At 65.4% G+C, this 13,937-nt stretch carries 9 protein-coding genes; all 9 read left to right on the forward strand.

Features of this window, described 5'->3' with window-relative positions; genetic code table 11:
• The first annotated feature begins 5 nt into the window (after positions 1–5).
• The gene (gene flhF / locus ACLV74_RS19515) at positions 6–2,462 is read left to right on the forward strand and encodes a flagellar biosynthesis protein FlhF (RefSeq protein ID WP_411881076.1); all 2,457 of its coding nucleotides are present in this window, start codon (positions 6–8) and stop codon (positions 2,460–2,462) included.
• A gap of 10 nt (positions 2,463–2,472) precedes the next feature.
• Positions 2,473–3,180, forward strand: coding sequence for a MinD/ParA family protein (locus ACLV74_RS19520; RefSeq protein ID WP_411881077.1), 708 nt, complete (start codon positions 2,473–2,475; stop codon positions 3,178–3,180).
• Positions 3,181–3,216: 36 nt separating this feature from the next.
• A complete protein-coding gene (locus tag ACLV74_RS19525) occupies positions 3,217–4,077 on the forward strand; it encodes an RNA polymerase sigma factor FliA (protein ID WP_411881078.1) in 861 nt (286 codons plus the stop codon).
• 177 nt (positions 4,078–4,254) lie between these two features.
• Positions 4,255–5,973, forward strand: coding sequence for a methyl-accepting chemotaxis protein (locus tag ACLV74_RS19530; protein ID WP_411881079.1), 1,719 nt, complete (start codon positions 4,255–4,257; stop codon positions 5,971–5,973).
• A gap of 176 nt (positions 5,974–6,149) precedes the next feature.
• Positions 6,150–6,641: a chemotaxis protein CheW gene (locus ACLV74_RS19535; protein ID WP_411881085.1), complete on the forward strand. Its 492-nt coding sequence runs from the start codon at positions 6,150–6,152 to the stop codon at positions 6,639–6,641.
• 78 nt (positions 6,642–6,719) lie between these two features.
• Positions 6,720–8,426: a methyl-accepting chemotaxis protein gene (locus ACLV74_RS19540; RefSeq protein WP_411881080.1), complete on the forward strand. Its 1,707-nt coding sequence runs from the start codon at positions 6,720–6,722 to the stop codon at positions 8,424–8,426.
• A gap of 117 nt (positions 8,427–8,543) precedes the next feature.
• The gene (locus ACLV74_RS19545) at positions 8,544–10,259 is read left to right on the forward strand and encodes a methyl-accepting chemotaxis protein (protein ID WP_411881081.1); all 1,716 of its coding nucleotides are present in this window, start codon (positions 8,544–8,546) and stop codon (positions 10,257–10,259) included.
• Positions 10,260–10,320: 61 nt separating this feature from the next.
• Positions 10,321–11,997, forward strand: coding sequence for a methyl-accepting chemotaxis protein (locus tag ACLV74_RS19550; RefSeq protein WP_411881082.1), 1,677 nt, complete (start codon positions 10,321–10,323; stop codon positions 11,995–11,997).
• A gap of 924 nt (positions 11,998–12,921) precedes the next feature.
• Positions 12,922–13,937: chemotaxis protein (locus ACLV74_RS19555; RefSeq protein ID WP_411881083.1), on the forward strand; the 1,016-nt coding region annotated here is incomplete at its 3' end.

Raw genomic sequence — 13,937 nt, forward strand, 5'->3', positions numbered from 1 at the left:
CCCGCATGACAACAAGCGCCGCCGCCGTGAGCACGGCCATCGCAACCTGGCAGTTCGCCGCGCCTTCGAGCCGCGAGGCGCTGCGCCTGGTGCGCGAAAAACTCGGCCCCGATGCCGTGGTGCTGTCCAGCCACGTGACGGCCGAGGGCGTGCAGGTCGTGGCGACCCTGGACCTGCCCGCGCCGCCACCGGCGCGCGCACCCGCACCTGTGATCGCGGCACCGGCCTTGCGCGCTGCCGTGCCCGCACCCGCGCCCACACCCGCGCCGGTTCCGGCGCCGGCTCCCGCCCCGGGCGGCGATGCGGTGCTGCGTGAAATCCATTCCATGCGCGGCATGATTGAAGAACAACTGGCCGGCATGGCCTGGAACGACAAGCAGCGGCGCGACCCGGTGCGCGGCCATTTGCTGCGCACGCTGCTGGGCGCGGGCTTCAGCGCGCGCCTGGCCAAGGAAGTCCTGCAGGACCTGCCCACGGGCCAGAACCACGCCGCCGGCATGGACTACGCCAAGGCCGAGCTGGCGCGCCGCATGCCCTTGCTGGAAGACGAAGACGCGCTGATGGACCAGGGCGGCGTCTACGCCCTGATGGGGCCGACCGGCGTCGGCAAGACCACCACCACCGCCAAGCTCGCGGCGCGCTGCGTGATGCGCTTCGGCGCCGACAAGCTCGCGCTGGTCACCACCGACAGCTACCGCATAGGCGCTTACGAGCAGTTGCGCATCTACGGCCAGATCCTGGGCGTGTCGGTGCATGCGGTGAAGGACGCGGCCGACCTGGACCGCGTGCTGGCGAGCCTGCGCGACAAACACATGGTGCTGATAGACACCGTGGGCATGAGCCAGCGCGACCGCGCCGTCTCCGAGCAGATCGCGATGCTGTGCGGCGCGAACCGCCCGGTCAAGCGCCTGCTGCTGCTCAACGCCTCCAGCCACGGCGACACCCTCAATGAGGTGGTGCGTGCCTACCGCCACGGCGACCATGCGGACAGCGGCTGGGACCTGGCGGGCTGCATCTTCACCAAGGTCGACGAGTCCACGCACCCCGGCGCGCTGATCGACATGGCGATACGCCATCAGTTGCCGGTGCACTACGTCTGCAGCGGCCAGAAAGTCCCCGAGCACCTGGTGCTGGCCGACGGCAAGGCATTGGTCGACAGCGTGTTCCAGGCCGGAAGCCGCAGTTCGCTGTTTGTGCCCGGCGAGTCCGACCTCGAAGACAAACCCGCGCTGGAAGGCGGCCAGGCGCAGGCCGCGGCGGCCGAGGCCGAGGCCGTCAGCGAACGCCTGCGCGCGCAGTGCCAGCAACTGATCAAGGCGCTGACGCACAACGCGCAGGAGCTTGCGTCGAATGCAGCCGCGCTGTCGCAGGGCGGCATCGGTTTTGACGAGACCCGCGTGCTCTGGCGCCAGCTCTCCGGCACGCTGGGCGCGGGCAATGCGCAGAGCGAGCACGGCGTGGCGCAGGCCCTGCTGTCCCAGGCCGCGGCCGACAGCGCCGCCCTGTGCGGCGACTACGTGCTGGCCGTGACCGGGGAGACCCGCCTGGCGCCCCAGCCAGGCACGCAGCAAGGCGCCGACGCGCGCATGCTGGCCGCCACGCTGCTGCTGTCGGACCGCACCGGCCAGCCCTTCGCGGCGCCGCTGCAACACCTGGCCGTGCCGGGACAGACGGATGCACTGGAACCCGGCCGCCTGGCCCTGAAGCAGGCGCTGGACAAAACCGTGGTCCAGCTGTTCGCGCGGGTTCCCGATGCCGCGCTGGTCCTGCAGTGGCAGCACGAGGGCCGCCACTGGGCCGCCTGCGGCGGCTCGGCGCTTCGCATCATCGACCCGGCCACCGGCGCGCGCGGCACGCTGGGCAAGCTGTCCGCCGGCCTGGCCTTCGGCGCGGCCCGGCCCGTCGTCTACCGCAAGAAATCCGCGCTGATGTCGGTGGCCGAGGCGCAGGTCAGCCTGCGCCCGGCCGTGGACGACATCGCCCCCGGCACGCAGGCGCCTTTGCCGGTGCTGCGCTGCGTGGTCAGGCGCATGGTCGACGCCGCCACCGGCAAGGTGCTGGCGCACAGCTATGTGCTGGCCGGCAGGGGCGTGCACGCCCCGGCGCAGCTGATGGCGCAGTGGCCCGCCTGGCGCAGCGCCGCCGAACCCTATTTCAAACTGCTGGGGCAGGGCATTGCCCAGCTCGACGCGGCCGCGCTGCCGGCGCGCCGCATGATCGCCGGCCAGGCCTGCACCACCGTCTTCCTGCTGCAAGGCCTGCAGGACGGGTGGGCGGACACGGCCCGCAAGGCGCTGGCGCAGCTGGCCGGGCGCTCCGTGCGGCCGGGCCGCCCGGTGCCGGCCCCGGTGCTGCTGGATGGCGTGGGCAAGCTGCTGGTGCTGCTCGATGCCTTTGAGACCGACGGTGTCGCCGTGCCGGCGCAGCCCTCCCTGTCTCGCGTGCCCACGGCAAGAACCTGAGGACGGCGCAGTGAAAACACCGGTCACCGACCAGGCGGACGGGCTCAGGCGCCTGATGGCGAACAGCCCGGGGCGGCTGCTCGCCTTTGTCGGCGGCGCGCCCGGCGTGGGCGTGAGCAGCGTCGCGATGAACCTCGCGGCGGCGCTGGGCCGGCTGGGCCAGGACGTGCGCCTGCTCGACGAGCGCGACCATGCTTCGGAACCTTATGTCCGCAGCCGGGGCCGGCTGGTGCTGGTCGATGCGCGGCTGGACGCGGACGGCAGGCTGTCGCCGCTGGCCGCCCAGGCCGACGAGCTGGTGGTGGTGCTGCGGCCGCAAGTGGAAACCATCACGGCCGCCTATGCCTGCATCAAGCGCCTGCAGCAGGCGCATTCGCTGGCGCGCATGCGCGTGCTGGTCAACCGCGCGGCCAACGCGAACGACGCCGGCCGCATCCTGGCCAACCTGGCCAGCGTCGCGAAAAGCTACCTCACGCTGTCGCTGGAGCCGGCCGGCTGCATACGCGACGACGTGCAGCTGGCACAGGCGCGCTGGCTCAACATGAGCGTGGTCGAGGCCTTCCCCGGAAGCCCGGCCGCGCTGGACGTCGACCGGCTCGCCGCGAACCTGCTGCGCTGGCCGGCGGCGCCGCCTGAAGGTTCAAGGCCCGCCTTGCCCGATGCGCCCCAGGCCGCTTGTGCGCGCCGGGAATTGTCCCCGGCGGCCGCCGGCGCCTGAGATCCACGACCGTTTGAAAAGCAGGAGGAATCCGCCATGTACACACCCCAGGGAAAAATGGACCATTCCGGCCCCTCGGAGCTGCTGGCCCAGCACGCGCCGCTGGTGCGCCGGCTGGCGCTGCAGCTGATCGCCAAGCTGCCGGCCAGCGTGGAACTGGACGACCTGATACAGGTCGGCATGATGGGCCTGCTGGACGCGGCCGAAAAATACCAGGACGACCAGGGCGCGAAATTCGAAACCTACGCGAGCCAGCGCATACGCGGCGCCATGCTGGACGAGCTGCGCGCCAACGACTGGGTCTCGCGCGGCCTGCGCAAGTCCTCGCGCGGCGTCTCCAAGGCGGTGCGCGCGCAGGAGCAAAAGCTCGGCCGCGCGCCCAATGAACGCGAGATCGCCGAGGCGCTGGAGATGCCGCTGGAGGCCTACCAGCACCTGCTGCAGGAAATCCACGGCAGCCAGCTGGTGTACTACGAAGACTTCGACCGCGGCGACAACGAGAACCGCGAAAACAGCTTCCTGGACCGCCAGGACCACGGCGACCGCGTGCTGTGCCAGGAACCGCTGACCCGGCTGCTGCAGGGCGACTTCCGGCGCCAGCTGGTCGAAGCCATTGAGCAGATGCCCGAACGCGAGCAGCTGCTGCTCAGCCTCTATTACGAGGAAGAGCTGAACCTGCGCGAAATCGGCGCGGTGCTGGACGTGACCCAGTCGCGCGTGTGCCAGTTGCACAGCCAGGCCATCAACCGGCTGCGCGGCAGCCTGGGCGAGTTGCTGGGGATCGCGCGCGAGGACGCACCCGCGCCGCCGGCACCGCGCGCGCGCAAGCCCGCGCCTGTTGCCGCAACGGCCCCCGCGCCCGCTCCCCGCCCCACCGTCTTGAGGGCCGTGTCGTGAAACAGGGCACGGAAACCCCGGCTCCTGCATGCCGGCTTGTGCAAGCAATGGATTCCGCAGCGCCGGCCACACCGGCGCTGAACGTGAAGGACCGGATTCATCCATAAATACATCCATGCGGTCTCGAACACATTTATTGCAAGTACACGTGCAAAAGCACATTGAAGGAGCCATCCCATGGCCTGGTTTTACGATCTCAAGATTTCAGTCAAGTTAATCGGTTTTTCGCTCTTGATGCTGGCGCTGACCAGCATCCTCGGCGTGTTTTCCATTGCCCAGCTCGGCAAGGTCAATCAGACCTCCGAAGATCTGGCGAGCAATTTCATGCCCTCGGTTGCCCTGGCCTCCGCCATGAACACCAATATTTCCGATTTCCGGATCGCGGAGTACCAGCACGTCACGGCCGTCGACGACAAGGTGATGGCGGAAGACGAAAAGGAACTGGCGGTTCTGGCCGCCGACCTTCAAAAAAACCGCGATGCCTACGTCAAGCTGATTACTTCGGCGGAAGAGCAAAAAGTTTATGACGGCTTCAAACTCAACTGGGACGCCTACCTCGTGGAACACCGCAAGCTGATCGAGTTGTCCCGCGCGAACAAGCGGGACGAAGCCAGGGCGCTGATCCGCGGGAAGTCGGAAAAATCGTTTGACGAAGCCAGCGGCTACCTGGACAAGATGGTGGCCCTCAACATCGCCGAAGGCCAGGAAGCCAGCCGTCTGGGCGGCGTTCTGTTCGGCAACTCGCGCCTGTGGATCATCGGGCTGCTGGTGGGCTCGGTCGCCCTGGGCTTGGGGCTGGCCTTGTTCATCGCGCGCGCGGTGGCGGGCCCCTTGATGGCCGCGGTGCAGGTGGCAAAAACCGTCGCTTCCGGCGACCTGAACAGCCGCATTGAGGTGACCAGCAAGGACGAGACCGGCCAGCTGATGCAGGCCCTGAAAGACATGAACGACAGCCTGGTCGGCATCGTCGGCCAGGTTCGCAGCGGCACCGATACCATCGCGACGGCGTCCAGCCAGATCGCGGCCGGCAACCACGACTTGTCGTCGCGCACCGAAGAGCAGGCGAGTTCGCTTGAAGAGACGGCGGCCTCGATGGAAGAGCTGACCAGCACCGTCAAGCAGAACGCCGACAACGCACGGCAAGCCAACCAACTGGCCGTCTCCGCTTCCGGTGTCGCGGTCAAGGGCGGCAGTGTGGTTGCCGAAGTGGTCGGCACTATGGGCGCCATCAATGCGTCGTCCAGGAAGATCGTCGACATCATCGGCGTCATCGATGGCATCGCCTTCCAGACCAATATCCTGGCCTTGAATGCCGCGGTGGAAGCTGCAAGAGCCGGTGAACAAGGCCGTGGCTTTGCCGTCGTGGCTGCTGAAGTTCGCAACCTGGCGCAGCGCAGTGCCGCAGCGGCCAAGGAAATCAAGACCCTGATCGACGACTCTGTGAGCAAGGTCGAAGAAGGCAGCAGCCAGGTTGCCCAGGCCGGCCGCACCATGGACGAGATTGTCGACAGCGTCAAACGCGTGACCGACATCATGGCCGAGATCACCGCGGCCAGCCAGGAACAGACCTCCGGCATTGAACAAATCAACCAGGCGATCACGCAGATGGACCAGGTCACGCAGCAGAATGCCGCGCTGGTCGAGGAAGCCGCAGCGGCCGCCTCTTCCTTGCAAGAGCAGGCCGGCAACCTGTTGCAGGTGGTTAGCGTGTTCAAGCTGGACGGCGGGCGTGCGCTGCACGCCGCGCCCCAGCGCGCGGCCTCAGTTGTTCGCCCGGCCGCAACGCCCAGGCAGCCGCCCCAGGCCCGCAAGGCCATCGCCGCGCCGAAACGCAAGCTGGTCGCTATCAGCGGCGACCTGGCGGTAGCGGGCGGCGGGAGCTGGGAGACTTTCTAGCAAGTTTCAAAAAAAAGCCGGAAAAACACGCGAGAGCACTTAAGTTTTCAGTACCACCGGCCGATAAACAGGAGCAGGCATGCACGGGAACGCTTTTGCATGCCATCCCCATTGATTTTGAAGGAGTGCATATGCACGCAGCAACAAGCAGCAGTACCGTACAAAACCCCGCGGCGATGATGGCTGCCGCGGCGCAGCCCGCCAAGCCGCTGGAGTTCCTGGCGTTCACGCTGGGCCAGGAAGAGTACGGCGTGGACATCCAGAAAGTGCAGGAACTGCGCGGTTACGACACGGTGACCCGTATCGCGAATGCGCCCGAGCACATCAAGGGCGTGGTCAACCTGCGCGGCATCATCGTGCCCATCGTCGACATGCGCATCAAGTTCAAGCTGGGCACGCCCACGTACGACCAGTTCACGGTGGTGATCATCCTGAACATCGCCAGCCGGGTGATGGGCATGGTGGTGGACAGCGTCTCCGACGTGATCACCCTGAGCCCCGAGCAGATCCGGCCCGCGCCGGAGATGGGGTCGGTGCTGGACACCGACTACCTGATAGGCCTGGGCACGCTGGACGAGCGCATGCTGATCCTGGTCGACATCGACAAGCTCATGTCCAGCAGCGACATGGCGCTGATCAACAACGCAACCGCAACCGCCGCAGCCTGAGCGGCCCGCAACAGTCAAACCGCACCTCGCGCGTGGGCAACCCGCGCAGGTGCTTTTCTTTTTTTTGGAGTCATGATCATGTTTCTCGGGAATATTTCGATCGGCAAGCGCCTGGCCATCGTGGTCGGCATCATCCTGGCCCTGTTTGTGACGAGCAGTGTGCTGGCCGTCCTGAAGCTCGGCAAGCTGGGCAGTGAGATCGATGACATGGTCCAGAACAACATGAAGACCGAACGGGCCGGCTCCGACTGGCTGCGCCACACCACCGGGGGCGTGCAGCGCGCCGCGGCCATCGCCAAGAGCAGCGACTCCAGCCTGATTGCCTATTTCGCGCCGGCCACGGCGGCCTCGATCAAAGACACCAACGAGTTGCAGAAGTTCATCGAGCAGCAGATGGACACGCCCGAGAAAAAGCAGCTCTTCGCCAAAGTGGGCGAGCTTCGCAAGACCTACCTGGCCGCGCGCGAGGAGGTCAGCAAGGCCAAGATCGCGGGCGACGTGGAAGGCGCCAACCGCATATTCAATGAGAAGTTCGAACCCACCTCGCGCGACTACCTGGCCGGCGTGCAGAAAATGGTCGACACCGAGCGCAAGGCGCTGGACGACGCGGCGCTGCGCAGCGAAGCATTGCGCGCCAATATCAGCATGCTGCTGGTCGTTTGTAGCGGGCTGTCGCTGAGCCTGGGCATCGTCCTGGCCTGGCTGCTGGCGCGCAGCATCACCCGGCCGCTGTCGCGTGCCGTGCATATCGCCCAGTCGGTCGCAGCCGGCGACCTGACCAGCGACATCGCGGTGACCAGCAAGGACGAAACCGGCCAGCTGATGCAGGCGCTCAAAGACATGAACGACAGCCTGTTCAAGGTGGTCGGCGAAGTGCGCCAGGGCACCGACACCATCGCGACGGCATCGAGCCAGATCGCGGCGGGCAACCATGATTTGTCGTCGCGCACCGAAGAGCAGGCCAGCTCGCTCGAAGAGACCGCAGCCTCCATGGAGGAACTGACTTCGACCGTCAAGCAGAACGCCGACAACGCGCGCCAGGCCAACCAGTTGGCGGTGTCCGCCTCCAGCGTGGCCGTGCGGGGCGGCAGCGTGGTCGCCGAAGTGGTCGGCACCATGGACGCGATCAATGCATCTTCGCGCAAGATTGTCGACATCATTGGTGTCATCGATGGCATCGCCTTCCAGACCAACATTCTTGCGCTCAACGCCGCTGTTGAAGCCGCCCGTGCCGGTGAGCAGGGCCGCGGCTTTGCCGTGGTGGCCGCCGAAGTGCGCAACCTGGCCCAGCGCAGCGCCGCAGCCGCGAAAGAAATCAAGACGCTGATAGGCGACTCGGTCGACAAGGTCGAAGAAGGCAGCAAGCAGGTGGCCGAAGCCGGCAAGACCATGGACGAGATCGTCGACAGCGTCAAACGCGTGACCGACATCATGGCCGAGATCAGCGCCGCCAGCCAGGAACAGACACAGGGCATCGAACAGGTCAACCAGGCGATCACGCAGATGGACCAGGTCACGCAGCAGAACGCCGCGCTGGTCGAAGAAGCCGCAGCTGCCGCCTCCTCCTTGCAGGAACAGGCCGGCAACCTGTCGCAGGTGGTCAGCGTGTTCCGCCTCGGGCAGGAACAGCAGCACACGCCGCAGCGCCCGGCCGCTGCCGTTCGCCCGGCCGTCACACCGAAACAACCGCCCAGGGCCCGCAAGGCCATCGCGGCGCCGCAGCGCAAGCCGGTGGCCGCCATCGGCGAGCCGGCCATGGCCGGCGGCAGCTGGGAAACGTTCTAAAAAGATCAGTGCAAGCGCGGGACACGGACATCAACAAAAACCAGATGCCGTCCTTGCGCAAGGGGAGCGATTGAAAAGAGAGGGGCCCGAATTTTTTCGGGCAAACAGGAAAAATCCATGAACGCGTTTTACAACTTGAAGATCGCCACCAAACTGGTGGTGTCATTTACCGCCGTGTTGGTCCTCACGGCATTCCTGGGGATCTTCTCGCTGGTGCAGGTGGGGAAAATCAACCAGCTGACCAGCGATCTTGCGACCGACTGGCTTCCGTCATCCCGCGCCCTGCTGGAGTTCAGGGTCAGCGTGGCGCGTTACCGCACCGTGGAGTTGCAGCACATCCTGTCGACGACGGAAGTGGAAATGACCAACTACGAAAAGTCCATGAGCGACACCTGGGCGCTGATGCAAAAGCAGCGGGCCGCGATTGAAAAATTCATTGACGAGCCGGAAGAAAAACCGCTCTTTGCCGAAATCGTCAAGGCGATGGAGCAGTCCGCCGTGGTGCATGACAAACTCATCGCCTTGTCCCGCGCGCAGCACGACGACGAAGCCAGGCTTCTGATACGCGGCGAGTCGCTCAAGTACAACCGCGAGCTCAACACCAGCCTGGACAAGCTGGTGGAGCTGAACGTGGCCGGCGCGGCCGCCGCGGACGCTTCCGGCGACAAGCTGTATGCCGGTGCCAGGGCCTGGATACTGGGCATCCTGGTGGGCAGCATCGCCCTGGGCCTGGCCCTGGCCTTCACCATCGCCCGCATCGTGTCGCGCCCGCTCTCGGAAGCGGTGAGCGCCGCCCAGCGCGTGGCCGCCGGCGACCTGACCAGCCGCATCGAAGTGACCAGCAAGGACGAGACGGGCCAGCTGATGCAGGCCCTCAAGGACATGAACGACAGCCTGGTGGGCATCGTCGGCAATGTGCGCAGCGGCACCGACACGATCGCCACGGCGTCCAGCCAGATCGCGGCCGGAAACCATGACCTGTCGTCGCGCACCGAAGAGCAGGCGAGTTCGCTCGAAGAGACGGCCGCTTCGATGGAAGAACTGACATCGACCGTCAAACAGAATGCCGACAATGCCCGCCAGGCCAACCAGCTGGCGGTGTCCGCCTCCAGCGTGGCCGTCAAGGGCGGCAGCGTGGTGGCTGAAGTCGTGGGCACCATGGGCGCCATCAATGCATCGTCGCGCAAGATCGTCGACATCATCGGCGTCATCGATGGCATTGCCTTCCAGACCAACATCCTGGCTTTGAATGCCGCTGTTGAAGCCGCCCGTGCCGGTGAACAAGGCCGTGGCTTTGCCGTCGTGGCTGCTGAAGTGCGCAACCTGGCCCAGCGCAGCGCTGCCGCGGCCAAGGAAATCAAGACCCTGATCGACGACTCGGTCAGCAAGGTCGAGGAAGGCAGCAGCCAGGTCGCCCAGGCCGGCCGCACCATGGACGAGATCGTCGACAGCGTCAAGCGTGTGACCGACATCATGGCCGAGATCACGGCGGCAAGCCAGGAACAGACCTCGGGCATCGAGCAGATCAACCAGGCCATCACGCAGATGGACCAGGTCACGCAGCAGAACGCCGCGCTGGTGGAAGAAGCCGCGGCAGCCGCTTCTTCACTGCAGGAACAGGCCGGCAACCTCTCGCAGGTGGTCAGCGTGTTCAAGCTTGAAAGCGGTCACGACAAGCAGTCCGCGCCACAGCGCCCATCCGCTGCCGTTCGTCCGGCCGCCACGCCCCGGCAACCACCCAAGACCCGCCAGGCCATCGCCGCGCCGCAGCGCAAGCCGGTGGCCGCGACAGGCGAGCTGGCCATGGCCGGCGGAAGCTGGGAAACGTTTTAAGCACCCCGGGCGGACCTGCCCCTTGTCCTGACTGAATCGAGAGGAACCCGAAAAAATGAAAATGGCAAACATGCGTATCGGCTCCCGGCTTGCGCTGGGATTCGCCTCCGTCCTGGTGCTGATGGCGCTGCTGACGGGCGTGGGCATCTGGCGCCTGCAAACCGTGGGCGCCCTGACGCGCGACATGGTGGAGCAGGGCATGGTGAAGGAGCGGGCGGTCATCCAGTGGCAGGGCGCCATCCAGCTGACCATCTCGCGCATATTGGCGAACGCCAAGAATGCCGACCCCGTCGAGCAGAAGTTTTTCCAGGACCTGGCCTCGCAGTCGATGGCCGGCAACAACGTGCTGCAAAAAAAGGTCGAGGAGATGGTGACCGACGATGCCGGCAAGGCCGTCCTGGCCGAGATCGGTGAGCGGCGCAAGGCCGCGCGCACCGCCACCGAGGCGATCTTCAAGGCAAAAGCCGCCGGCAACGACGAAGGCGCCAAAAAAATCATTGCCGAGCAGTTGGTGCCCAACACCGACGCCTACCTCGTCTCCATGGCCAAACTCGTGGCGCTGCAGGACGAGCTGCTCAAGGCGCAGGCCGAAGAAGTCGACAGGCATTACCAGGCCGGCCGCAGCTACCTGGCGGCGCTCTTTACCGTTGCGCTGGCGCTGGGCATTCTGCTGGCATGGCGGCTGACCACCGGCATCACGCGGCCCCTGAAGCAGGCCGTCACGGTGGCCCAGACGGTCGCCGGCGGCGACCTGGCCAGCCATATCGAAGTCAAGAGCGCCGACGAAACCGGGCAGTTGATGCAGGCGCTCAAGAGCATGAACGAAAGCCTGGCCAGGGTGGTCGGCGAAGTCCGCCAGGGCACAGACACCATCGCGACGGCGTCCAGCCAGATCGCGGCGGGCAACCATGACCTGTCGGCACGCACCGAAGAGCAGGCCAGCTCGCTCGAAGAGACGGCGGCTTCCATGGAAGAGCTGACATCGACGGTCAAACAGAACGCCGACAACGCCAGGCAAGCCAACCAGCTGGCCGTGTCCGCCTCCAGCGTCGCCGTCAAGGGCGGCAGCGTGGTCGCCGAAGTGGTCGGCACCATGGACGCCATCAATGCGTCATCACGCAAGATCGTCGACATCATCAGCGTGATCGACGGGATTGCCTTCCAGACCAACATCCTGGCGCTCAATGCCGCTGTTGAAGCTGCAAGAGCGGGCGAGCAAGGCCGTGGCTTTGCGGTCGTCGCTGCTGAAGTGCGTAACCTGGCGCAACGCAGCGCCGCCGCCGCGAAAGAAATCAAGACGCTGATAGGCGACTCGGTCGACAAGGTCGAAGAAGGCAGCAAGCAGGTGGCCGAAGCCGGCAAGACCATGGACGAGATCGTCGACAGCGTCAAGCGCGTGACCGACATCATGGCCGAGATCACGGCCGCCAGCCAGGAGCAGACCTCCGGCATCGAGCAGATCAACCAGGCGATCACGCAGATGGACCAGGTCACGCAGCAGAATGCCGCGCTGGTCGAGGAAGCGGCTGCGGCTGCTTCCTCCCTGCAGGAGCAGGCCGGCAGCCTGTCGCAGGTGGTGAGTGTGTTCAGGCTGGAGCGCGGTCAGGTGCACACGCCGCAGCGCCCCAAAGCACCGGTGCGACCGGCTGCGACGCCGAAGCAACCGCCGCAGGTGCGGAAGGCGATTGCCGCGCCGCGGGCGTTGGCGGCGGCTGGCGAGGGATGGGAAACGTTTTAAGCCGGGTCTTGCGCCGGCCTTGCGCGCCTGTGCCCTCTGCATAGGCTTGCTGGCCGGGTCTCGCCCCGGCGGGCGACTTACTTTCTTTTGCTTCGCCAAAAGAACGTAAGCAAAGAAAAGGCGACCCTGGCTCCTGCGTCCCCTGCGCTTCGCTCCGGGGCAACCTGCGGTGCCCGGTCCAGCCGGGGTCAAAAACAACTCGCCTGCGGCTCAAACAAGTTTTTGCCCTGATCCGTCTGGCCCTGCGCTCCTCGGCGCATCCACAAGGGGTGGGGACAGGAATACCGAACAGCCGAAGACAGGAATCCAAATACCAAAAACGACAAGGACACGCCATGGCGTGTCCTTGTTTGTATTTGTCTTCTTTCTTATCCCCTCTCCCTCTGGGAGAGGGTTAGGGTGAGGGCCAGCAGCCTTCGCACCCGCAGCAGCACATCAACTGCCGACGGCCCCCTCACCCCTGCCCTCTCCCGGAGGGAGAGGGAGTAAATTCATGGCCCCCGCATCGCGGTCTGCTCTTGCTCTGCCCCTTTTTTTGTCCCCGATCCCGATTGCCCCTTGTGGATGCGCCGAGGAGCGCAGGTTCAGGCGGATCAGGGATCGCGTTGTCTGAGCCGAAGGCGAGTTTAGCGAGACCCCGCCTGAACCGAGCACCGCAGGTTGCCCGCAGCGAAGCGGAGGGACGCAGCAACCAGGGTCGCCTTTTCTTTGCTTACGTTCTTTTGGCGAAGCAAAAGAAAGTAAGTCGCCCGCCGGGGCGAGACCCGGCCAGCAAGCCTATGCAGAGGGAGCAAGCGCGCAAGCCGGCGCAAGACCCGGCCGGTGAGCTGAGGCCATAACCCCCCGCTTATCGCCCTATTCGACCCCGTCTGAATCGATAACCTTTATTCCAAACGCATGACGGCATCAAGAAAAAGGGTATCCATGAAACTGCGAAACAAAATTATCCTGAGCATGAGCCTGGTATTCCTGCTTTTCAGCATCGCGATCGCGGTCGCCCTGGCGGGGATGCAGAGCGCCAAGCGCGGGTTTGAAAACTTTCTGCAAACCGACCTCGCGCTGCTGCAGGCCGCGACCGGCATGTACGCCGACGGGCTGCAAAGCGGGCAGGCCTTGCGCAACGTCGTGCTGGATCCGTCCAACAAGCAGGGCCTGAAAAACCTTGAGAAGGCCAACCTGGACTTCAATGAAAACGGCCGCAAGGCGCTGGCGCTGGTGGCCCAGGATGGGGCGGACCGCAAGACGGTGGAAGGGGTGCTCGCGCTGCGTGAACAGTACGCGCCCGTCCAGGTCAAAATCCTGGGCCTGGCCGCCAGGGACCAGGCCGCGGCCATTGCCTCCGTGAGCCAGGAAGAAACACCGCTGTGGCGCGGTATCCGCGAGCGGCTTCTGGAGTTCATCAAGGACAAAAATGCCGCGGTGGAAAACACCAAAACCCAGCTTTCCGCGCACAGCCAGCAGATGCTGCTGGCCGCGCTGGCGCTCATGCTGGTGGCGGTGCTGCTGGGCGCTGCGATCATCTTCTGGCTGGTGCGCCACATCATGCGGCAGCTCGGGGGAGAGCCCGGCTATGCCGTCGAAGTGGCGCATGCCATTTCCATCGGCGATCTTTCGCGGGAAGTGATGGTCGAAAAAGGCGACAGCACCAGCCTGCTGTTTGCCATGAGTTCCATGCGCGCGAACCTGACCGCGACCATAGGCAACATCCGGCAATCCACCGACACGATTGCCACGGCTTCGAGCCAGATCGCGGCCGGCAACCATGACCTGTCGTCGCGGACTGAACAACAAGCCAGCTCGCTGGAAGAAACGGCCGCGTCGATGGAAGAATTGACATCAACAGTCAAACAGAATGCCGACAACGCAAGGCAAGCCAACCAGCTGGCGGTGTCCGCCTCGGGTGTGGCCGTCAAGGGCGGCAGCGTGGTCGCTGAAGTCGT

Origin of the sequence: Polaromonas sp. YR568, assembly GCF_943369415.1 — a bacterium.
Taxonomy (GTDB): Bacteria; Pseudomonadota; Gammaproteobacteria; order Burkholderiales; family Burkholderiaceae_C; genus Polaromonas.

Coding starts and splice junctions, on each gene's coding strand:
- ACLV74_RS19535 (WP_411881085.1), top strand. CDS start 6,150: ATGATGGCTGCCGCGGCGCAGCCCGCCAAGCCGCTGGAGTTCCTGGCG.
- ACLV74_RS19525 (WP_411881078.1), top strand. CDS start 3,217: ATGTACACACCCCAGGGAAAAATGGACCATTCCGGCCCCTCGGAGCTG.
- ACLV74_RS19550 (WP_411881082.1), top strand. CDS start 10,321: ATGGCAAACATGCGTATCGGCTCCCGGCTTGCGCTGGGATTCGCCTCC.
- ACLV74_RS19545 (WP_411881081.1), top strand. CDS start 8,544: ATGAACGCGTTTTACAACTTGAAGATCGCCACCAAACTGGTGGTGTCA.
- ACLV74_RS19530 (WP_411881079.1), top strand. CDS start 4,255: ATGGCCTGGTTTTACGATCTCAAGATTTCAGTCAAGTTAATCGGTTTT.
- flhF (WP_411881076.1), top strand. CDS start 6: ATGACAACAAGCGCCGCCGCCGTGAGCACGGCCATCGCAACCTGGCAG.
- ACLV74_RS19540 (WP_411881080.1), top strand. CDS start 6,720: ATGTTTCTCGGGAATATTTCGATCGGCAAGCGCCTGGCCATCGTGGTC.